The organism is Metabacillus lacus (assembly GCF_009674805.1).
Lineage (GTDB): Bacteria > Bacillota > Bacilli > Bacillales > Bacillaceae > Metabacillus_C > Metabacillus_C lacus.
On record NZ_WKKI01000042.1, the window covers coordinates 1 to 20,512 of the forward strand.

Annotated in this window: 24 protein-coding genes and 1 pseudogene; 17 read left to right on the top strand and 8 right to left on the bottom strand. The window is 36.3% G+C overall.

Annotation, left to right across the window (positions count from 1 at the left end; translation table 11 throughout):
* Positions 1-622 precede the first annotated feature (622 nt).
* Positions 623-1,066, top strand: coding sequence for a hypothetical protein (locus GJU40_RS16360; RefSeq protein ID WP_170289438.1), 444 nt, complete (start codon positions 623-625; stop codon positions 1,064-1,066).
* 301 nt (positions 1,067-1,367) lie between these two features.
* A pseudogene (locus GJU40_RS16365) lies at positions 1,368-1,822 on the top strand (IS110 family transposase); the annotation flags it as partial.
* A 132-nt stretch (positions 1,823-1,954) separates the two neighbouring features.
* On the opposite strand, the gene GJU40_RS16370 reads toward GJU40_RS16365, so the two are convergent.
* Together GJU40_RS16370 and GJU40_RS16375 are read right to left on the bottom strand one after the other, a co-directional pair.
* Positions 1,955-2,509, bottom strand: coding sequence for a hypothetical protein (locus tag GJU40_RS16370; protein WP_154309148.1), 555 nt, complete (start codon positions 2,507-2,509; stop codon positions 1,955-1,957).
* A gap of 179 nt (positions 2,510-2,688) precedes the next feature.
* Positions 2,689-2,832 carry a hypothetical protein gene (locus tag GJU40_RS16375; protein ID WP_246188403.1) on the bottom strand — a complete coding sequence of 48 codons (144 nt, stop codon included), beginning with the start codon at positions 2,830-2,832 and terminating at the stop codon, positions 2,689-2,691.
* Between the two features lie 429 nt (positions 2,833-3,261).
* Between GJU40_RS16375 and GJU40_RS16380 the strand changes: the two genes are divergently transcribed.
* From GJU40_RS16380 to GJU40_RS16395, 4 genes are all read left to right on the top strand, one after another.
* On the top strand, positions 3,262-3,474 hold the full coding sequence (locus tag GJU40_RS16380; RefSeq protein ID WP_170289439.1) for a hypothetical protein: 213 nt from the start codon (positions 3,262-3,264) through the stop codon (positions 3,472-3,474).
* A gap of 64 nt (positions 3,475-3,538) precedes the next feature.
* Complete coding sequence (locus GJU40_RS16385) at positions 3,539-3,727, top strand: hypothetical protein (RefSeq protein WP_343031587.1); 189 nt, start codon at positions 3,539-3,541, stop codon at positions 3,725-3,727.
* Between the two features lie 252 nt (positions 3,728-3,979).
* Complete coding sequence (locus GJU40_RS16390) at positions 3,980-4,453, top strand: SMI1/KNR4 family protein (protein ID WP_154309151.1); 474 nt, start codon at positions 3,980-3,982, stop codon at positions 4,451-4,453.
* 255 nt (positions 4,454-4,708) lie between these two features.
* Positions 4,709-4,945, top strand: coding sequence for a hypothetical protein (locus GJU40_RS16395; RefSeq protein ID WP_154309152.1), 237 nt, complete (start codon positions 4,709-4,711; stop codon positions 4,943-4,945).
* A gap of 650 nt (positions 4,946-5,595) precedes the next feature.
* Here the strand turns inward: GJU40_RS16395 and GJU40_RS20750 are convergent.
* Positions 5,596-5,787, bottom strand: a complete 192-nt coding sequence (locus tag GJU40_RS20750; RefSeq protein ID WP_170289440.1) for a hypothetical protein — start codon at positions 5,785-5,787, stop codon at positions 5,596-5,598.
* A gap of 421 nt (positions 5,788-6,208) precedes the next feature.
* Here GJU40_RS20750 and GJU40_RS16400 point away from each other — a divergent pair, with 421 nt between their 5' ends.
* The 9 genes from GJU40_RS16400 to GJU40_RS16440 all read left to right on the top strand — a co-directional run bounded on the left by GJU40_RS16400 (position 6,209) and on the right by GJU40_RS16440 (position 12,197).
* Positions 6,209-6,415 (top strand): helix-turn-helix transcriptional regulator, encoded by a 207-nt coding sequence (locus GJU40_RS16400; RefSeq protein ID WP_154309153.1) that lies wholly within the window; start codon positions 6,209-6,211, stop codon positions 6,413-6,415.
* Positions 6,408-6,818, top strand: coding sequence for a hypothetical protein (locus GJU40_RS16405; protein ID WP_170289441.1), 411 nt, complete (start codon positions 6,408-6,410; stop codon positions 6,816-6,818). The genes GJU40_RS16400 and GJU40_RS16405 overlap by 8 nt, the downstream gene beginning before the upstream one ends.
* A 14-nt stretch (positions 6,819-6,832) precedes the next feature.
* Positions 6,833-7,138, top strand: a complete 306-nt coding sequence (locus tag GJU40_RS16410) for a hypothetical protein (RefSeq protein ID WP_154309155.1) — start codon at positions 6,833-6,835, stop codon at positions 7,136-7,138.
* A gap of 152 nt (positions 7,139-7,290) precedes the next feature.
* Entirely contained in the window at positions 7,291-7,653 is a 363-nt protein-coding gene (locus tag GJU40_RS16415) for a hypothetical protein (protein ID WP_212029875.1), read from the top strand.
* Between the two features lie 202 nt (positions 7,654-7,855).
* A complete protein-coding gene (locus GJU40_RS16420) occupies positions 7,856-8,005 on the top strand; it encodes a hypothetical protein (RefSeq protein WP_154309156.1) in 150 nt (49 codons plus the stop codon).
* Positions 8,006-8,940: 935 nt separating this feature from the next.
* Positions 8,941-9,291, top strand: a complete 351-nt coding sequence (locus tag GJU40_RS16425) for a DUF7957 family protein (RefSeq protein ID WP_154309157.1) — start codon at positions 8,941-8,943, stop codon at positions 9,289-9,291.
* Positions 9,292-9,321: 30 nt separating this feature from the next.
* On the top strand, positions 9,322-9,930 hold the full coding sequence (locus GJU40_RS16430) for a hypothetical protein (RefSeq protein WP_154309158.1): 609 nt from the start codon (positions 9,322-9,324) through the stop codon (positions 9,928-9,930).
* 563 nt (positions 9,931-10,493) lie between these two features.
* Positions 10,494-10,871: an immunity 22 family protein gene (locus GJU40_RS16435; RefSeq protein ID WP_154309159.1), complete on the top strand. Its 378-nt coding sequence runs from the start codon at positions 10,494-10,496 to the stop codon at positions 10,869-10,871.
* Positions 10,872-11,774: 903 nt separating this feature from the next.
* A complete protein-coding gene (locus tag GJU40_RS16440; RefSeq protein WP_154309160.1) occupies positions 11,775-12,197 on the top strand; it encodes an SMI1/KNR4 family protein in 423 nt (140 codons plus the stop codon).
* A 252-nt stretch (positions 12,198-12,449) separates the two neighbouring features.
* Here GJU40_RS16440 and GJU40_RS16445 read toward each other — a convergent pair whose 3' ends face one another.
* The 4 genes from GJU40_RS16445 to GJU40_RS16460 form a co-directional block, all read right to left on the bottom strand.
* Positions 12,450-12,965 (bottom strand): DinB family protein, encoded by a 516-nt coding sequence (locus GJU40_RS16445; RefSeq protein ID WP_154309161.1) that lies wholly within the window; start codon positions 12,963-12,965, stop codon positions 12,450-12,452.
* A 380-nt stretch (positions 12,966-13,345) separates the two neighbouring features.
* Positions 13,346-15,220, bottom strand: coding sequence for a PTS fructose transporter subunit IIABC (locus GJU40_RS16450; protein WP_154309162.1), 1,875 nt, complete (start codon positions 15,218-15,220; stop codon positions 13,346-13,348).
* A 12-nt stretch (positions 15,221-15,232) separates the two neighbouring features.
* Positions 15,233-16,147, bottom strand: coding sequence for a 1-phosphofructokinase (gene pfkB, locus GJU40_RS16455; protein ID WP_154309163.1), 915 nt, complete (start codon positions 16,145-16,147; stop codon positions 15,233-15,235).
* Positions 16,144-16,896, bottom strand: a complete 753-nt coding sequence (locus GJU40_RS16460; RefSeq protein WP_154309164.1) for a DeoR/GlpR family DNA-binding transcription regulator — start codon at positions 16,894-16,896, stop codon at positions 16,144-16,146. The genes pfkB and GJU40_RS16460 overlap by 4 nt, the downstream gene beginning before the upstream one ends.
* A 311-nt stretch (positions 16,897-17,207) precedes the next feature.
* On the opposite strand from GJU40_RS16460, the gene GJU40_RS16465 reads away from it, so the two are divergent.
* Positions 17,208-18,698, top strand: a complete 1,491-nt coding sequence (locus GJU40_RS16465; RefSeq protein WP_154309165.1) for a UDP-N-acetylmuramoyl-L-alanyl-D-glutamate--2,6-diaminopimelate ligase — start codon at positions 17,208-17,210, stop codon at positions 18,696-18,698.
* A gap of 333 nt (positions 18,699-19,031) precedes the next feature.
* On the top strand, positions 19,032-19,622 hold the full coding sequence (locus GJU40_RS16470) for a VanZ family protein (protein WP_154309166.1): 591 nt from the start codon (positions 19,032-19,034) through the stop codon (positions 19,620-19,622).
* A gap of 3 nt (positions 19,623-19,625) precedes the next feature.
* Here the strand turns inward: GJU40_RS16470 and prpE are convergent, their stop codons facing one another.
* Positions 19,626-20,363: a bis(5'-nucleosyl)-tetraphosphatase PrpE gene (prpE, locus tag GJU40_RS16475; RefSeq protein ID WP_154309167.1), complete on the bottom strand. Its 738-nt coding sequence runs from the start codon at positions 20,361-20,363 to the stop codon at positions 19,626-19,628.
* Positions 20,364-20,512: the final 149 nt, after the last annotated feature.

Consider the following 20,512-nt stretch of genomic DNA (forward strand, 5'->3'; position numbering starts at 1 on the left):
CAAATATAATTCTTTTGTGGCACAAGAATCAAACCAATTTTCATTCCTGGCGGTGACCAGTAGGTCATGTTTGATTCCTCCGGCAATTAGGAGCTTTATTTACGATATTTTTTACTTAAGCGGAAAACTTACATCTATTTAATACTCTGCATGCTCTCTATTGCGGCAGGTCGTGCAAGTCAAACAGTCTGCCTAAGTAAAAAGACTGCCGGGGTTACCGGCCTTTAAAACAACTTAATCCTGAAACGAGCGAAGAAAAATCAAATGTTGTTAACTTAAAAAAGAATTCTTCAGAATTCCTTTGCTTTACTTTTCGAGTAATTAGTAGAGGAAAAACAAGGATGGGTTATGTAGCCAAATCAAACATGACGAAAGGGTGAATCGGTGAAAGTCGCACGTTCGGTGTGAACAGGAGGAAAAGGGAGCGATAACTTCAAACCTTTCTGTATTAACTAAAACAATTAGTCTATTCATATATGACAGTCTAATGTAATATTCACATATCAATTTTAAACACTTACACAGCGTAAGGAATAGAAAATCAGTTGAGTAAATGAGGTATATACAGTCAGGCAAGGAGGAGATCATCATAAAAAAGTATATTTCAATTGTGTTATTTAGTATGACTTTACTATTATCAGCTTGTACTTACAGTGAAGAGGATATACAAGAATACTCAGGAATTATCGGTGATGGCAAAACCATGGGCTATGAGTATATCGTCACCAAAGAGGAAAATAGACTCTCTTGGAAGGTTGGATACAAAGGAGATATGACTACTATTGAAGAAAAAAGTGACAATAAAGATGAACTGCAATATTTTATGATGGCTGTAAACAATAGTAAATTGATACTTTCAAAACTAATCATCTCGTTATCATACTTTTTAATTGTTGCATTTATCTCGTTCTTCCTTTATAAGAAGAACAGAAAAATATTTATTGATGGTGCAATTGTAATTGTTTTTACAAGTTTTATAGCTATTTATATTGCCATTGATGCCTCTGTTGATTTAAGTATTGCACTACAAGATCTAAAACTACACTACCTAAGGCTGACAAAGTGAAATAATGAGTGTTTAAGACAAAAATTACAATTTTTTCTGATTAGAAGATTCTTCAAGCCATTCAATAGGCTTCTCAACATTATGACAATAATCTAATTAAATAAGGTTACCTGTAAATAAGCGATTAGCAGCAATTCATTTGGTGGAAAGCTATAGTATCTAGAAATTTAAAATTAAACATGATTGTTTTTGAATCCCAACCTGTAATGAAAAAAATAGTTCCTTCTCCGGCCATACTGTTTATGACGCAAACAGTTCAGGAATACGTTCTTTTTTATGGTGGCTCATTACCCTGTAAACAAACGCCGGTATCAATTGGAAACCAGTGTTTTAATTCTGGAGGACTTCCTTGATATCACCTTGGTAAACGCTCAGCGTATTAAAAAATGTACCTGGGAGGAAGACTGATGTCTCAGACGCTGAATGGATCGCCAAGCTATTACAGCATGGATTGAACGAAAATAGTTTCGTTTCCCCAGTTGATATTAGGGAATTGAGAGATCTAACGTACTAGCGGCAGAGTGGATTGGACATTTGACTTCCGAGAAAAATCGGATACAGAAAGTGCTCGAGAGTTCAAATGTCAAATAAGGAACAGCTATTCCGGATGTACTTGGTGTTTCCGGAAGAATTTAAAAGTTGGTGGAACAAGGCTATGTGGATACAGAAGACGTGGAAAGCCGTATCCATGGAAGGCTGGCTTCGATAAAACAGTTAATTAAAGACTCGCTGTTTAGAAGAATCAATAAACATCAACAAAAGCACCCGTTGCCATATCGCAGAGTAATGAAAGAAAAAGGGCATCAATCATCCGAAATGATGATTGAAGCCCTTTTCTCATGATTTTTGGCTAGTTATGTCCCAGCTTCTTTCAATGGACACAATCTCTTAGTCTTGTAAAATTTTTCTCAACTCATCATCGCCATCGTATTGAAACTTTGTCATTTCACCTTTTTCATTTTCAGAAAAAGTCACATTACCCTGCACAGTTCCCGTTTTCTCTTTTTCGTCACCCTTTTGATAACCGACTTTCGCAGTGAAGGTATAAAAGTTTGGGAGATCTTTATTTTGCTCTGCATCAACACTTTTGAGATTTAATGTATAACCAGAATCATGAGCAAAAGTCTGGTATGAAGTACCGCCAAATGCTGCTACGAATAGATAAAGTCCATTATCCGTAAAATAGGGTCCGTACTTTTCTTCTAGATACTGATCAAGTTCTTTGTTCTCTTCCTTGTCATTAACAACAGTTTTGTATTTGGGATTCCACATCAAGTCCATGAGTTTTTCGTCTGGTCCGAAAAATTCATGTTCAAGGACAGTTTTTATCACCGCGGTATTACTATCTTCTGTTTTTGAACAGGCACCTAGTAAACTTCCGAAAACGAAAACTAGCAAGCCGAACCATAACAATGACTTTCTTTTTTTACTTTTGTGAGACATTGCAACTACCCCCTGAATTCATTAAATTAGTTTTCGATATAAAACTCCAATAATCCTTTTTTATACATGTTGAATTTAGACATAGATATTTTCTTCCACTCTTGAACCATCTTTCTAAATGAAAAAAATTTGAAGGCCACAATTAGAAGTGACAGCTATAATTAATTGTAAGTATTACCTTATTCTTCCTTCTTTTTATTAAATAAGTTTTTAAGATTTGGAGTTGGACTAAATAAAATTGCTAAAAGCAAACCTCCATAAAGAGGTATGTTTAATAATTTGTTAGTTGAATAACCTAATAAATAAGGCACTCCTACTATCATTGAAACTACTCCAATAATGAATAAGAAAGACGTTCTTTTTCTGTACATAATAATCCCCTTCCTTGTTAGATTTTATCATGTTAGCGATCTTTTATGTGTAATTTTTTACAAATTATTACACAAATTGGAGAGATTGGACAGGGACGGAGGGACGGGTACATTGTCCCAAGAAAACTACAAAAGGTTGACTTCGGAACAAATATTGACTTTAATATTTTTAACAATGAGAAGTTTCATAACAGATAATAGTGATCATACAAATTGGAGGGTTTGCTTCCCTATTAATTGCCTGCTTTTCAGGTTTAGATAATTAATAAATTTCAGAATAATATACTATTCAAAGCATTAAGTGAGGAAAAAGATTTAGATTATACATATTAATTACTAGGTAAGGCTGCACCTTAATATGAAAAAAGCGGAAAAAAATACTTGCAAATGGCGGAGTTGAAAATAAATCTAGTTATTGGTGAAAAAAAGGTAATTCCTTATGTTACAGGATGTTTTAAGGAAGATGGTGTATGGAAAATCTATATGGTAGGAGAATGTCAAGACTTTGATATTGTTCAAGAAGGAAACGAAGATAAAATATTTAGTATGATGCATAGTATTACTAAAAGTAGATTGAAATGCAGTAATAATTAATTCTAGCAATGGAGATAAAAACGGAAGGATCAACCAGAGAGTTATGGGAAAGGTGGTTATCTAAATGAAATTTAGTGAGAACACACTGCTTATTAAAAAATGTGATATGCCAACAGAAATGAACTTGCATTATAATGCAGAGCATAATAGCTTAAAAGGGAAATATAGATATGATTTAGTTTACTCAATTGATGAAGAAGTATTGCCCGATAATATCTTTGATTTATGGTTCGAAGAAGTGAGGAGAAATTAATCTGTAAAACTATATCTTGTTTGGCTTAAGCCTTCAAGGTTTCTTTGCGGGCTACCTGGTTCCAAATAAACCGCTTTTTACTTAAAGAAAAAGATGTCTCATATTAGTACAATGCTTTAACAAATTAAATAGTTCATACAAAACATATGGAAATGTCATGTAATATTGAGCTATAGGGTATACGTTTCATAGTTGACGGACAAAAGGGATATGGGCCTCGCTCCAAGATAATAAGAATGAGGAGGTATAGAGTTGAAATTTAAGGACGGATCAATAATTTATCCCTTGCCGGACGATACTTTGATTTCCGAAAAGGAAGGTATGTGGAGAATAAATTTACCAGAAACGTATAAAGAATTTATAAAAAAATATAATGGTGGGACCCCTATAAAGGGTAGTTTTAAGTGTAATAGCCATATTTATACGATTGATAGGTTTTTATGTATTTTAAAAGTATTTGGGGAAAGAGATGATGAGTATTACGATATAGGAGTAGTAAGAACACAACTAGACGAAAGAATTGTGTTTGATGAAAATTTAGTAGGTACTGAACTGCTACCATTAGCTGTTTTATTTGCGGGTGACTTTGTTTGCTTAGACTGTCGTAACAATGTTGAAGAGCCTATTGTATGCGTTTGGAATCATGAAGAGTCTTCAGATTTAAATCCTATAACATATATTGTAAGTAATAGCTTTGAAGAATTTCTTAATATGTTAACAGAATAGATACTAGTGGGACGGAGGGACAGGTACATTGTCCCAGTGAACTTTCCTTTATATCGCTGAAGTTATACAAAATGGGATTAGCTACTCTACTAATGGTTGGTTGAATTACTAAGGAATATTATGAAAATTTCAATGATCTTCCTGCAGAGATGAATTAGCAGAATGAAAGTCGCGAAAATGATTGAATGATGAGAGGTCAAAGGGACACTCAAGGTCCATAAAGCCAGGAGGTTGTACCAAGGAAGGAGGATAATATTGGGATTGAATGAAGGGGAAATAATAATAAATAATAAAGAGATAAATGTTAAATTAAATAGCAAAGGGTTTTTAAGTTGTTTTTCATCCGAAGTAACAAGCCATGTAAATGGCCATATTGAAAGATATCATTTTATAAATTCTCAAATAATAAATGGTCTTTCATTGTGGGTGAAAATTACATTCAACAAGGGATGTCTTATATCTATTGAACTGAAAAATGCCGAGCTTCAATAAAAAAATTCTTATGAGAATTGGTCAAATAATAAAATAGAATTAAAAAGAAGAAGTCACGATGAATGGTTAATGAATCAACTAGGTCAACCGTCAGAAACAAAGCCAGCAGGTATAAATTATAAATATACTTGGGGTGATGTAATATCATATTATGATCCAAGAGGTGGGGATACCGGAATAGTGCTGAATTATGATTGACAGAATGAATCATTGTTATCATGAAAAAGAAACCAATCTCTTATGGGATAGTCTGAAAAATTTATATGAAGAGATGACCTTGATGAATATTAAATAATTAAATTTTAGATTAAAAATAACTTTTTAGTCTTTTACTTATGAAGGAGCCTACTAATGGCTCTATATTTTTAGATGAGCTGCACATCGACTTAATGAAGGTAGTGACAGGCACCATCGATTAGGTCAATTTTATTATCCAATTTCTTTTAGTTATAAAACAATATCTTGATAACCTACTTCTTTTACTATTTCATCTTCAATTTTTACCCCCCATTCCATTGTCAATATCCTATGAAACATGGCAAAATTCAGATGATTATCAGTTTCATTATAAGTAGCCCTTATGTGATGATGCGGCCAATGAATACAATTCTGATTTTAATCAGAATGGACATATATATTATCGAGGAATATTACAACTTTGAAGATATGATTACTGAAGCAATAAAAAGCGTGTTGTGAGTATTGACTTGATTAAGGAGTAGCACGGGAAATTTTTGTGCTTCTTTTTTGTTGCTTAAATGACATACCTTAGCACTTATTAGATCTTCTAAGACCAAGCCAAACCATAAGATTGACTTTCTTAGTTTATTTTTGTATGACATTGCAACTCCCCCCTTTATTTAGTGAATTTCCACATATTGTTCATCTACTTTACCATAAATATAAATAATCAGTTATACAACTAGCGTATGTTTCGATCTCATATTCAGCACAAATTTGACTCTTGAAAAATAACTGTTTTCCACATGTTAAAACTTTTGCTGATGTCATTCTTAATGTATGTGTTAAGCCATAGTCCCCCTTCTCATGATAATAAAAAAGAAACAGGATCGTCGCTAAAGGGATTGCTTGCTGAACACCTGTGATACTATGTTTTACCTCACAACCGAATGACTTCCTTTAACTTGATGTTTAATGTAAATTTTGGAAAATAAATCTTTACTCGGCTCTTCCTGTATAGTAATGTATACATTATGAGTATAGTTAACTATACATTTAACTAAAATGAGAGCTGTGGATGACATGAGAAATAACGTTACAAACAAAGTTAAAGAGTTGAGGACCAGTAATAAGCTAACCCAAGCTGAACTAGCAGAGAAGATTGGAGTAACCAGGCTGACCATTATTTCAATGGAAAAACAAAATTATGAACCTACAGTTGGATTAGCTTTAAAAATAGCTAAAGAATTTGAGTGTACAGTTGAAGACATATTTGAGGTTGGTGAGTAAACTGGATAATTTATATTCAATCTTATTAAAAACGGCATTAGGTATCATTTTATTTCAAGCAACGTTCAGAATCTGGAAAATAGAAGATGGTGGATTGATATATTGGGTATTACCAGCTGTCTCTCTGTTTTGGTTAATTCTCATCCTGATTGAAGCATTCAAAATACAAAAAGATAAGAAATGGAAGGATGAGAAAGTAACCGATGAAAGAGAAATGATCAACAAGTATAAGGCCGGATATGTGGCATTTTGGGTGAGTATCTTCTTTTTAACCGGTTTATTCTTTTTCTACGGAACCTTTGGATTCACCATTTTTTTACCTATAAATGCATTAGCATTTGTCATCTTGCTGAATACCCTTATATATTTTGCGGTAAAGTTATATTATTTATTTTATAAATGAAAAGGGGAATTGTAATGAACAAAGCATTAGCAAAAAATCAAACGAAAACAAGTATATTCGGTGTTATCTCTATTGCTATCCCAATTGTGCTGACCTTATTGATTTTAAATTATTTCGCAGGATTAATACCATTGGAGACATTACAAGGGCTGCCAATCGTACTTCCTCTCTTTTTTTGCCCTATTGGAGCCTTTATAGGTTTTGTATCTTACAGAATTAGTAAAGACGGGCTTTCATTATATGGGATTATTGCCAACCTGGCATTATTTCTTTTTCCTATATTATATAACGTTTTTGCAACATTTCTTTACGGTGTTTAAATTCTGAAAAAAAAAAAAAGACTGCAGGCCAAGTAAACTAAAGACTTAATTGCACATACAATTGAGCCACCGCTTTTTACTTGCCCCACTGACTTAGAGGGTTTTAGAAGACACAAGCAAGATTAAGAGTATGTTTTTAGGAGGTAAGTAGTGTGAAAAAAAATTTATTAATTGTAGTTTTATCATTTATTTTATTAATTGTATTTGGAAGTATATTTTTTAAGGAAGGGAACCAGGTACTTGCACTAACTTCAATAGTAAAACTTGAACTTTCCAATAGTGATTATGAACAAGTCTTTGAAACTAATAAATTTAATAGTTATGTATCAAAATATACAGGAGATTCTCAATATGTTGTAACTAAGAAGTTTATGAAAGAAAAAGGATGGGTTTTTAAAGAACAAATGGGTTCAGGTCTTGTTTTTGAAAAGAATGAAAAGACTACTATTGTAGGAATTAGAGGATCTTCTAAAAATTATATTCAATGGGATATTTCTAAAGAAGTATTGGATTGATCTATAAAAGGATTGATATTAAGAATTTTTTTGAGTTAATTTAGAAGTTTTAATGAGTTAAATTAGTAGAAATTGTCATTAAAAAAATGAGAATTTTGTGATTTTAATGATAAAAAAGTACCAAAAATAGAATTTCAAATTGTACTTTTAGACAAATGACTCTGAAATTAGATAATAATGGATAATATAGAGAAGGAATAATATGTTTAAAGTTAAGGTGTTAAGTTTTTTTGATTCAGTTGGCGAATTTGGGAAGGATTTAGGATTTGATAAACGTGTTGAGCAAATGCTTATTTCAGCGTGTAAGAAATCAATTTATACAAATGTCAGTATTTTAAGGGGTGTTTCCTAAGAAAAAAGTCATCAATCGACGACGACTTTGTAATTCATATTTGTATTAAAATGTAAGAATTCAGCTTGATTTTCTTTTCTTGTTGAATAAAAAGAACGATAATGTTCCTAATAAAATATATATTATGACTGGAGTAATCATACTACCCATATTATACCAAACTGAAATAGGCAGAATAATTGCAATAGATGATAAAAAGAATCCAAGTATCAAAAACCCTTTTAATTTTGAACAAATATATCCTTGAATGATAAAGATTAACGGAAAGAGTAAAAATATTCCTAGTAAAATATTTTTACTCTCAGGAATCATTGAATCTATCCATATAAATGTAAAAATTATTATACTTGGTAAAATTATAGCAAGAAATTTCTTCATAAACACCAATCCTCTCAATAAAATATTCCATCTTATAGTTTGATTTTACATCATCTGTGAGAATATGGTAATTCAAATAATGTGAATGACTAAGCTAGCAGTAGTATTAACAAAAAGCTCGGATACCCAATCTCTTTCCTTCTTTCGTGTCATAGTCGAAAGAAATTATGATCCAAATCGATCGTCATATAAATAGTTTCAAATCCGTTATTTCCGCTAATTCTTGTCCAACTGTTATTTTGCCAACGGCTTAGGGTCCAAATATAAGAACAAACTTCATAATTTCTCTCCTTCATTATTAAAATCCCTATTTTATATATTAACATAAATTTACATTTACAAGAGAAAAAAGTTACCGCGCATTGAGCTTACGGTTTGAAAATGAATAATTCACCGGCAGTTACAGTAATATTTGCTTTGCCATAACAGATACCATTTTCGAAACTAATACTATCTCAAGAACTGCTGAAAGGTTAATTGATTAGGATGGAGGGGAACCTGAATATATTGGTGGTTTCATAACCAAAATTTACTGGCGTTGGGAGAAGAGGTGTAATATGAGTGAGTTTAGAATATATCATAATAAGCTAATCACTAATGATTTTGAAATTGAATTTGAGCATGTAATCAATAAAGTGGAATACATAAGCAAAATTTTTTTAGTTTTACTGAAAATACCTAAAGGCTCATCTGAAGTGAACAATTTAATTGCATTAAATGAAAAAGGTGAGACATTGTGGAGGGTTCAGAATGTGAAAGATGCATTTGATATACCTAAGAATACTCCATATGTATCCATGAACATTATTGACTCAAGGATAGTAAAAGTGACTGATTTTTTTGGAATGCGTTACTCAGTAGATATACTAAGTGGAAAACTTATAGATAAAGAATGTATGATGTGGTGAAATGCCCTTATTAATGAAAGGAAGAGTAAAGTGGATAGAAACCAATTACAACACATTTTTTCTGAAATAGGTATTAGCATATTAAAGAACGATAATTTTATAAGGGAAGATAAGGGGTACTATGAGAATTTTAATCAAATAGAGTTGGATGGAGAACAGTGGGTATTTTTTGAAATGAATTTTGAACAAAGACCCCGCCCCAAGAAAGAGAATAAAAAAACCTTTTACAACGAAACAGAAGCCATCAATTACTTTTTCCTTAAAACCTTAAAGAAAGAATATGCTTCCTCTAAAATACATCAAACTAACAAATCTGTTAGTAAAATTAACTCAATTGAAGGACTAAAACATTATTTTCAACAGGTTGGGATACCTGAAGAATATTATAGTATGAGTACAACAAAACCTCAAATACTGTATACAGAGATCATTGATAATAAAATAATAGTGAGTTATTTAGACGAAAATAAACAGAAAAGATTTAATACAATTCCCTTAGAAGTTAGGAGAGGTATTTTTGTAATGTATAAATTAACATACGGTTTTTATTTGTTAAAAAAAATTGAGAAGGAATTTATAGATAAAGGAATATTAACCAAAAATTTTACTGATGAAGATGTTGAAGTTTTTATAAAATAGTAGATATCACTAAATTGTAAACTATTTATGGTGTTTCCGTTCCGTTAAATGGGGGACAGCAAGGGCTTTTCTTAGACTTCTTATTATAATAAACTGAAAATTCCTAAAAAACAAACACCTTTAAATAAATTGGTAAACAATTTAATTGGAATGGATATTAAGAAAAACTACGATATTATTCCCAAGATACATCAATCAGCTAATATTCCAATTGCAGTTGTCAAGGAAGCAATGATATATTCTTCCACAATATAAAATAAAAGAACTGCTTCTCGATTATGTACCATATGCAAGTACAATAGAAATTGAGGACTGTAGTCACTGGACGGTGTCTAAAAACCATCAGAGCTGAATCGGGTGGCAGTAGATTTTTTCAATAATATCGGACAGTCCCCTTGTTCCAGGGACAGCAGGATTGTTCCGCGTCCCTTTGGCCGAAGCAAAAAGAAATGCCGGTCAAAGCAATTAGAATGATGATGAATGAGTTGGGAACGACTTCAAAAGCACTATGAAAAAGGAAGGAACTAAGACAAAGTAGATCCATGTAGGAGGCTATCACTGAAATGAAAAAAAAAGGTTTTGTTTCAATTTGGTTAGGGGAAATTACCGATGAAGATTCAATGAGAGAATATATTAACATATCGTATAATGAAGATGGCGAGTCTGTCCCTTCCCAGTTCTTTATCGATTTTAATATTGATATGGATGAAACAGATGAGGATACCATAGAAATAGCGGTCTATAAGAGTAGTAGTAATGATATGTCAACTTTATTAAAGAGATGTTCGTATGAAGAAAATATCATTCCAAAAATTCGGAGTAGTGTGGTCCTGAAGAAATCATATAATGCAGTAATTTTAATATACAATTTTGATTATAAAAATGAAATTGGTTCAACAGGTGCTTTTGATTTCATAGCTGCTACAGTATATGAATTTTAGTGATTCAAAAGAATTGATAAGTTGCTTTTAGAAAAGAGTCAGAAAATCAATAAAAGAGTTGTTATAGCATAAACGGAACTCAGTTCAACATGTAAAGTCGTTTGGGAAGGCATCTACCCAATTAGAATTATAATGTCGTTGACAGGACGCAAACTAAGGACCGCCAGAGGATAAGTTATGTTTGAGTCTTACTGGCTGTTTACAATTCTAACCATTCTTACTAATACCATCTTTTTCTTGCTATTATTCTTGTTGAATTTTATGGAGTCCATCACTGATGAAGGAGGATAATTCAACTGGAGACTGTATTTAGCGATTTTAAAAATGTGAAGCAGCTCACGAAGATACTATTTTGAACTATAAAGATAAACTTCCTGTGGAGTTAATAGGAATATGGAAAAAATGTGGTTTTGGCAGCTTCATAAATGGCTTTTTAAAAGTGAGGTTAAACAGCTTAATTCATGTTGTCTGTAAAACGATATATGTCGTCAAGCAAAAGACGCTAAAACACATACGAACAAAAAAGCTGTACGCTATGGTGAAAGTAGCGTAGCCCTATCTGCTAAACGCACTGGATAGGGAAGGGCAGTGAGATACCCTGATCTTGAGGACTGTTTAAAACAGAAATGGACTGCAAACGCTTAGTCACTCAAGAATCCCACAGACGTTAGTCTGCTTGCCCGTTGACGGGTGGGAGACTCAATAGCTCTGCAAGACTTCGCTCAACAGCCTGAATATATAGCAAAGTGGTGAGAGAAAACGACAAGTTAAACGGAAGACTGTAAAAAAGCAATTACATTCGCCTATTTGAAAGAATCAAGAGGATGCGCATATGGCGGCTAGATTAACCTAAGCTACCAATTTAAACAATTCATAGAAAGCCTGAGAGGGGAGTTGCATAGTATGTTGCCTGCCAGACTAGATGAAATTCTTAGAGAAGAAATTTATATTCGTGAAGATAGCAGTCTAGTGAAGGCTTCTTTAATGAAGCTGAATGTAGACGCATCAAGTGCTTTCAAAGAATTTTATCAGCAGTATGAAGGGCCTTTTTGGGAAGAGCATGTACCCTTTGAATTATTAGATATTGCAAATGAAAAAAATAATATTGAATCATATACCCTCATATCTAGAAAAGAGCATGGTTTCCCGAAGCAGTACTTAATTTTAAGTGAAATGTCTGCAAATGCTGTATTAATACTGGATACTGTAACAGATAAAATTTATATCGTTGATTTTGAGGGTGGAGATGAACTGCTTCTTAAAGGAGATGTAGAGGAAGCGTGGTCATCTTTTTTTCACTTCTTAAAAGCATACTTTAATTGTTAATTTCGGTTCATTGGTTTTATAAATACTTAAATATTGAATGTTAAAACCCAGAATACAGTTATGTTTTACTTTCTTTTACGGCATTCTCACCAGTATGTAATTTGGTGCATTAGGAATTTGTTTTTTCGATTATTTCATCTCGGTCTTTAAAACAGCGTTTTCTTTGATCCGTTGACCAATAAAAAAATCACCTGTAAGAGCCATGACTTTAGTGAAGGATGCTTCCTTCTTCCATTTCAGGACTAAAAAAGTCTATTCTTTTTTTAAGAGCAAACGTTTAATCATTCTAATTTGACCACGATGATTGATTTCATCTTCAAATACATGAAACCATAGGTAATAATTATTATAGGAAACTCCATTTTCCCATTTTTTCTCCTCTAATAACCAATCATCGCTGCATCCTTTAAAATGAAGTAAAGTTTTCTCTCTGACTTTAGACAACTTATCAATATAATAATTGACAGTGTTTTTTGTTTTTCTGGCATCTTGATCAAGTGTTAACGAGGATTTCCATTTTCTAAGTTCCGTTTCATTAAGGTCTCTGCCTTCAAATGATATGACCTGATGCACAAATTCAATGGAGGCGATATGGAGTAAAAGCGAGCCAATGGAATTGGAGCCTTTATCAATCAAACCATTCAACTCTTGTTCACTAAAATCCTTTATCTCTTCTAGGGTAACTGCTCTTGTATGTTCTAACATAGCTACAAGTTCACCAACCTTTGGTGTAAAATCCCCACTATTTTTAATTCGATAATCTATCATCCCGTTCCCTCCCAGCAAATCTCTATTAAGGATATCAATTACTCAAAAAAAAGGCTATGTTACATACTTATGTTCATGTAGGGTTCCTTGTTGCCATTTATTTCAGCCCCAATATTTTCTTCGTGTTTATGCATCTAAGAGGTTTGTTCAGCTGATTCATTAACGAGTGCTGATGAAAGACACCCGCGGCCTGGGACACTAGGACCGTCCCCGCATCCCAAAAGACACCCGCGTCCTGGGACACCGGAACCGTCCCCGCGTCCCAAAAGACAACCGCGTCCTGGGACACCAGAACCGTCCCCGCGTCCCACGCAAAAAAACCCGAATAAAGATACTATCTTTATCCGGGTGGCAGCCCGATACCCGGGGCCAGGGTTATTCTACGATTGTTGTACTGGTTTTTTGAGGAATCCGAGCACAATTGCAGTGACGACAGATCCGATGATGATAGCCAGCAGGTACAGCGGCCAGCCACCTTCTACAAGCGGAACAACGAATACTCCGCCATGAGGGGCACGAAGGCCGATTCCGAACACCATTGATAAGGCACCTGTTACGGCTGCACCAGCCATAACGGAAGGAATGACACGGAATGGATCGGCAGCTGCAAATGGGATGGCACCCTCTGTTATGAAGGAAGCCCCCATAATATAGTTTGTTTTGCCGGAATCTCTTTCCTGCTTTGTGAATTTATTTTTGAATAAAGTAGTGGCAATTGCAATTCCAAGTGGAGGAACCATTCCGGCAGCCATGATGGCAGCCATTGGTTCAAACACACCGTTTGCGAGCAATCCTGTACCGAATACATAGGCTGCTTTGTTAACCGGGCCACCCATGTCAAATGCCATCATTAAACCAAGAACGACTCCAAGAAGAATGGCATTTCCTGTTCCGAGTCCAGTCAGCCAGCCGGTAATGGCATTATTTAATGCTCCTACAGGCGTATTCACGACATAAATCATCAAAAAGCCGGTTGCTGCTATCCCAAGAAGCGGGTAAAGTAAAATCGTTTTAATTCCTTCAAGCGAAGCCGGAAGCCCTGCAAGGAGCTTTTTGATACCAACTACAAGATATCCAGCCAGAAAGCCGGCGATAATACCGCCAAGAAAACCTGCATCAGCGTTTGCAGCGAGAAGTCCTCCAACCATTCCTGGCGCAAAGCCTGGTCGGTCAGCAATGCTCATTGCGATGAATGCAGCAAGCACAGGTACGAGCAATCCAAAAGCAGTTCCTCCGCCAATTGTCATCAGAGCTTCAGCAATTGGATGGTAGGAAGGATCATTAGGATCGAATGCGTTATATCCGAAGAGGAATGAAATGGCAATCAGCAGTCCGCCTCCGACTACAAATGGAAGCATGTTAGATACACCATTCATTAAGTGCTTATAAATGCCGGTTTTTTCTTTTCTGCCGCCGCTGTTATCTGAGCTGCTGCCAGAACCTGAACCTTGGTAGACAGGGGCATCCTGTTTGAGGCCTTTTTCAATCAATTCTTTAGGTTTTCTGATGCCTTCTGCTACTGGAGCTTGAAGAACATGTTTTCCTGCAAAGCGGTCCATTTCAACCTTTGTATCAGCTGCCACAATGACAGCGGCCGCTTTTGATATTTCTTCTTGTGTTAAAATGTTTTTTGCTCCGCCGGAACCATTTGTTTCTACTTTTATCTCTACCCCGAGCTCTGCTGCTTTTGCACGCAGGGAATCTGCAGCCATATAAGTGTGGGCAATGCCTGTCGGACAGGCAGTGACAGCTACAAGATACGGCTTGTCTGATGTAATTGTTTCCTCTGCAGCTTCTTCCTCACGATCATAACTGTTAATAATAGAAAGTATTTCTTCTTTAGATGCAGCTGCCTGCAATTCAGCGCGTGCTTCCTCGTTCATTAGTATGGAAGAGAGGCGGGCCAGCGCTTCCAAATGTGTGTTGTTTGCTCCTTCAGGGGCAGCAATCATAAAGAATAAGTGAGCAGGCTTTCCGTCAAGCGACTGATAATCTACGCCCTCTGCGGATTTGCCGAAAGCAATAGCAGGAGCTGATACAGCTGAAGTTTTGGCATGGGGTATCGCTATTCCATCGCCTATACCTGTTGTACTTTGCTCTTCTCTTTTTAATATGGCATCCTTAAAGGCACGGCTGTCATTTAGTTTGCCGGCTTTATCAAGCACTGCAACCAGCGTATCAATCGCATCGCTTTTTTGCGTTCCTGCTATGGAAAGTTCAATTGTTTGCAATGTCAGCAATTCTGTAATTCTCATGTTTTTTCCCCCTTACGCTTTTTTTTCTATTTTGATTTGGCTAAGAAGCTGCTGAACTTTATCATCTGTACATAAACCGATTGAAAAGGCAGTCGCGCTTCCTGCAGCTGTGCTGTATTGAAAGGCAGCAGCGGGATCTTTTGTTTTCTGATACGCTGATAAAAATCCTGCCACCATGGAATCTCCTGCACCGACGGAGCTTTTTACTTCACCTTTTGGCACCTCGGCAAAAAGAGTCAGTTCACTATTTACATATACCGCTCCTTCTCCCGCAAGAGACACAATCACATGTTTTGCTCCCAGCTCAACCAGCTGCTTGGCATAATGGGCAGCTTGTTTCTTGCTGATAATGTCTGCCTGAAAGAACTGTCCCAGCTCATGGTGGTTAGGTTTGATTAAAAAAGGCTGATAGTGCAGGATCTTCTTCAGCAGTTCACCTTCAGCATCCACTACGAATTCTGTTTTTTGCTCCTTGCAAAGCTGAATCAGTTCTTCATAGGTTTGTTCAGAGAGGGATGAAGGAATACTGCCCGCAAGCACCAGCATATCTCCTTCCGACAGGCTGCGGATTTTGCTTATAAGATTGTTGTATTCAGTACTTGAAATATCCGGGCCTTTGGCATTAAATTCTGTTTCCTGCTCAGCTTTCAGCTTTACGTTTATCCTTGTGTCAGCGGCAACCTTTACAAATGAAGTTTGAATGCCTTCTGCTATTAAAGCGTTTTCGATGAATTCCCCGGTAAAGCCTCCTATAAAGCCGAGTGTTCTGCTTTCAACTCCCATGGCGTTCAAGACTCTTGAAACATTGATTCCTTTTCCGCCGGGAAATTTCGCTTCGCTGGTCGTACGGTTTAGTTTTCCCAATGAAACATTGTCAGCCTCTATCATGTAGTCGAGGGACGGATTAAGAGTGAGTGTGTAAATCATGTTGTCACAACCTTTATATTCGTTTTACTGGAATATTGTTCTTTTACGTCTTCTTCCAGATTATTTGTTAAAATAACCGCTTCCTGAAGGTCAGCAATTTTTGCAAACGATATTTCAGAAAACTTTGTGCTGTCTGCGAGGATAAAAGCTTCACTGGACAGTTGAATGGCTCTCTGCTTGATCATTGCCTCTTCCTGGTCAGGGGTAGTGTAGCCAAACTGTGGATGAATTCCATTTACTCCCATAAAGCACTTATCAAATCTATATTGTTCCAAGCTTGATAGAGCACCTCTGCCGATGACTGCTTTTGTTGTCTGCTTGGCAAATCCGCCAAGAAGATAGGTGGGAATGTTCTTCTCCATCAGAATGGGAAGGTGCATTAAGCCGTTTGTCACAACGACGATATCCTTTACGGATAGCTGCTCAATCATTTCCAAAACTGTTGATCCCGCATCCAGGTAAATGCTGTCACCATCTTGAACTAAATCTGCGGCAAGTTGAGCAATAAGCTTCTTCTCATGAAGGTTTTTGGCTGATTTTTCAATCATGCTCGGCTCCTGCAGTTTTCCTTGCAGTTTTGAAGCGCCGCCATGAATTCTTTTTAAATATCTGCCTTCTTCCAGCTGAGTTAAATCGCGTCTGATAGTAGACTCAGACGTATTCGTTATATCAACAAGTTCATTTATTTTAACAACATTTCTTTCTTTGATTAATTGCAAAATCAGATTGTGGCGTTCAGGGGTCAGCAACTCCTCAGCCTCCATTCTTGTCTTGTATCTATATTCTCATTGTAGTGTAATCGGTTTCAAAAAGCAATCATTTTCTATCATAATCAGTCATAAACGTTCAAAACTAACCACATGAGGTCGGTTCTGCCATAAGAAAATAACAATAGGGCAACAATAAGAGGAAGGGCTTGAACTTTTTCTGACAGCCCATAATAAATTTTTAATTAAAAAATCTTGAAATTGAAGGATTAAATTCATGTAATAAGGGAAAAGGAATGAATGACAACTATCATTTAAACTACTTTTACTAAATTGAACAGCGAGGATAAAAAATGATAACCTTTGACTTTGAAAAAGCAGAAATTCACTTTCTCGACCTATTCGGACCCCCAGCACAACATATTTCACGACTTAGCTTTCATTCCAAACAAATCAGCTATTCAGCTGCTTTTTTCAGTATTGTTGGTGAGGACCATGATGGTCATGGATATATAGAAGAAGCAATACAGCGAGGCGCTAAAACGATCATCGGTACAGATCTGAGTGTTTTGCGAAAATTGAGTGCAATGTATCAGCATTGTACATTTTTGGCAGTAGAAAATGTCAGAAAAGCGATGGCACAGATGGCCAAGATTTTTTATGAGCATGCAGATGCCTCTCTTAAAACAATTGGCGTTACAGGGACAAACGGAAAAACAACAGTAGCTGCCTATACAAGGTCCCTGCTGACACTTCTCGGACTTCCCTCCGGATCCATCGGCACCACTGGAATTTGGTCCTCAAAACAAAAACTTAATTATAAAAAGAGTACTCCGACTACTCCTGAATCCATCGATCTGCACAGGATCTTTCAAGATCTTTATAATAGAGGAGACAAAGCTGCAGCTATGGAGGTGTCTTCCATTGCCCTCGATCAGCTGCGAGTGGAAGGCATAACCTTTGATGTTGCCATCCATACAAATCTTTCAGAGGAACATTTGGAATATCATAAAACGTTTGAGAATTATAAACAGTGCAAGCTGAAACTGTTTCATCAGGCGAAGCATGCGGTTGTAAATCTGGATGATCATGAAATGGGTAAAATGCTTTCTCATACATTTAATGGACCTGCTTATACATATGCTATTCATAATGAGCTTGCAGATCTCCTGGCGAAAGATATCACTTACAGTGAAAAGGGGACAAGCTTTCAATTATTGTTCAATGGCTATCCGTACCAGGCGTCCGCACCTATTTTTGGAGAATATAATGTCTGCAATCTCCTTGCAGCCATCTGCACAGCTTTGCACCTTGGCTTTCAAATGGAGGAAATTACAGCTGTTCTTCCTTACCTGGAAGGACCTGAAGGAAGGTTTGAAGTTCTGGAGGGACCGGAACAAAGGCGGATTATCCTTGATTACGCCCATACACCTGTAGCCCTGACAAGATTAGTGGAAGAAGTAAAAAAGCTCTCTTATAACAGACTGATTGTGATGATTGCAGGAATTGGAATCAGGGACTTTAATAAGATGCCAAAAATGGCAGCTGCCATTGAAGGAAAAGCTGATGAAATTGTGGTCACTGTTGATCATCCCGGCTATCATGATCCAAAACTGATCATTGATCAGGTGAAAAAAGGATTTAATAACCCCAATGCTGTTAATATACACCAAACATTAACAAGAGAAATAGGTGTCATTAAAGCACTGAATTTAGCAGGTCCAAACGACATCATCCTGTTGACAAGCGGCTGTATAAATGGGGCGCAAATCGTGAAGGGACAGGAGGTTCCTCACTCTGATGAAGCCATTATTCAAGAGTATTTTGCATTAAACCCGGCCTGAACAGAAGGGTTCTAATAGAAGCTGATTTGGAGTCTGTCCCGATTAGCTGCAGCAATGCAGCTGGCCGGGGCAGACTTTTCATGTGGATTGAAATGCTGATGTGCACAGATGTTTCAACACGAGATAATCCCCGCTTACCCAAAGGGTGCTGGCCGGGCAGCACCTTCCCATCTCCTTCTTTAGTTAGTACAAAAGGCAGAATTGAACATTTAGCAATACATGCAACCAATACCTGATCTGAAATTTCATAATGAATTCTTCTCTTTCAAAAAAATTCTACAATTTTCCTGTTTTTATAGTAAAATTGTCCAGTGAAAGAGGTGGAAATCAACTATGCTTTACAGCTATCATTTATTTATTCTGCTGCTGATTGCAATTACCATTGATCTTCTGTTTAACAGCAAGTACTTCAATCAGCGTCGCTGTCTGATTTACTGCTTTTTATTTTACTGTATATTGGTGCAGAAAGAAGTATTTGGTCCAATTTATATGTTTGCTGGTCATCCTACTGTCAATGTCCTTGAATTGATTCAGCCCCTACCCCTATATTTTTTCAGAGAGTGGTTTGTCTTGCTGGAAGCGGGAGCACCGTATGGACCGCTTTGGCTGGCGATAAGGATGACGTTAGCGAAAAGTTTGCTGCTTATGCCTTTTGGAGCCTTTCTGTTTTATTTGTTTCATCTCCGAAGTTTTTCAAAAGGAATTGGTCTCATAATCGTAACTGGAGTCCTTCTGGAAGCGGCACAGCTGCTTACATCTTTATATGGTATGATTCCGTACAGAATCTTTCGGACGGATGATATTCTGCTTTATACTGCCGGAGCTGGAATTGCTTACTATCTGTCCGGTAAGCTGCATTCCTTATTCTTGTCCATGATGAGAGAGGAAGAAGCTAAGCGGGAAATGAGAGAACAAGAAGTATAAATTTTAAAGGTCTCTGAATCTGGTCTCGTCATAAGGCATGCTGACTGACGGGACTGATACGATCTCCTCTTCAGGGTATCTGAATGCTGAAAGTTTGTTTCCGAACACTGCCCCAGTGTCAATATTCACTGTGCGGTTAAGGAATCTGGCTTCTTTTACAGGCGTATGTCCGTACACAATCCATCTGCTTCCCTGATAGTGGAGTGCCCAATCCCTTCGCTCAGGCCTCCCATCCGGAAGTGCTTTTCCGGTTATATCTCCATAAAGGACAAAGTCTTTTACCCGCTTGTTGTGTTTTCCAATAAAATCCTCTCTGATCCCAGCATGTACAACAATGAGCTGACCGTCATCAAGAAGGTGATAGAGAGGGGCATTTTCGTAGAGCCATTGAAAGGTGCCGGAAATCTTTTGCTGTTCCTCTTGATTCAGCGCCTCATATTCTTCCACTGTGGTTTCAAGGCCATGTGTAATTTGCACTTTATTGCCCAAAAAATAGCGATAAAGCTTATTACAGTGATTGCCCGGTGCATAAAAGGCCTTTTTCTTCTTAACAAGTTCAGCAACAGATTCTATTACTTTCAGCGATTTTGGCCCCCTGTCTGTTAAATCTCCTACAAAGGCAAGCAATCTTCCATCGGGATGCAGGGGAATACCGCTCTCCCAGGAGTAGCCCAGTTTTTCTGTCAGCAGCTTGTATTCATCAAAGCAGCCATGTATATCTCCTATAATATCAAGCATCAAGATAAAACCTCCCAAACAATTCATGCAACTAGTTGCACATTTTTTTTGAATATGTCATGATGTGATGTGGATTTTTTCAATAGTGCTGTAATCATTATCAAAATGGGTAACATTACATAGTAAAATCATAACCGAGATAGAGTACAGAT

Excerpts from the sequence above, each read along its gene's own strand:
- GJU40_RS16360 (WP_170289438.1), top strand. The coding sequence starts at position 623 with ATGACTTTACTATTATCAGCTTGTACTTACAGTGAAGAGGATATACAA.
- GJU40_RS16370 (WP_154309148.1), bottom strand. The coding sequence starts at position 2,509 with ATGTCTCACAAAAGTAAAAAAAGAAAGTCATTGTTATGGTTCGGCTTG.
- GJU40_RS16375 (WP_246188403.1), bottom strand. The coding sequence starts at position 2,832 with ATGATAGTAGGAGTGCCTTATTTATTAGGTTATTCAACTAACAAATTA.
- GJU40_RS16385 (WP_343031587.1), top strand. The coding sequence starts at position 3,539 with ATGAAATTTAGTGAGAACACACTGCTTATTAAAAAATGTGATATGCCA.
- GJU40_RS20750 (WP_170289440.1), bottom strand. The coding sequence starts at position 5,787 with ATGTCATACAAAAATAAACTAAGAAAGTCAATCTTATGGTTTGGCTTG.
- GJU40_RS16400 (WP_154309153.1), top strand. The coding sequence starts at position 6,209 with ATGAGAAATAACGTTACAAACAAAGTTAAAGAGTTGAGGACCAGTAAT.
- GJU40_RS16410 (WP_154309155.1), top strand. The coding sequence starts at position 6,833 with ATGAACAAAGCATTAGCAAAAAATCAAACGAAAACAAGTATATTCGGT.
- GJU40_RS16420 (WP_154309156.1), top strand. The coding sequence starts at position 7,856 with ATGTTTAAAGTTAAGGTGTTAAGTTTTTTTGATTCAGTTGGCGAATTT.
- GJU40_RS16425 (WP_154309157.1), top strand. The coding sequence starts at position 8,941 with ATGAGTGAGTTTAGAATATATCATAATAAGCTAATCACTAATGATTTT.
- GJU40_RS16435 (WP_154309159.1), top strand. The coding sequence starts at position 10,494 with ATGAAAAAAAAAGGTTTTGTTTCAATTTGGTTAGGGGAAATTACCGAT.
- GJU40_RS16440 (WP_154309160.1), top strand. The coding sequence starts at position 11,775 with ATGTTGCCTGCCAGACTAGATGAAATTCTTAGAGAAGAAATTTATATT.
- GJU40_RS16445 (WP_154309161.1), bottom strand. The coding sequence starts at position 12,965 with ATGATAGATTATCGAATTAAAAATAGTGGGGATTTTACACCAAAGGTT.
- GJU40_RS16450 (WP_154309162.1), bottom strand. The coding sequence starts at position 15,220 with ATGAGAATTACAGAATTGCTGACATTGCAAACAATTGAACTTTCCATA.
- pfkB (WP_154309163.1), bottom strand. The coding sequence starts at position 16,147 with ATGATTTACACACTCACTCTTAATCCGTCCCTCGACTACATGATAGAG.
- GJU40_RS16465 (WP_154309165.1), top strand. The coding sequence starts at position 17,208 with ATGATAACCTTTGACTTTGAAAAAGCAGAAATTCACTTTCTCGACCTA.
- GJU40_RS16470 (WP_154309166.1), top strand. The coding sequence starts at position 19,032 with ATGCTTTACAGCTATCATTTATTTATTCTGCTGCTGATTGCAATTACC.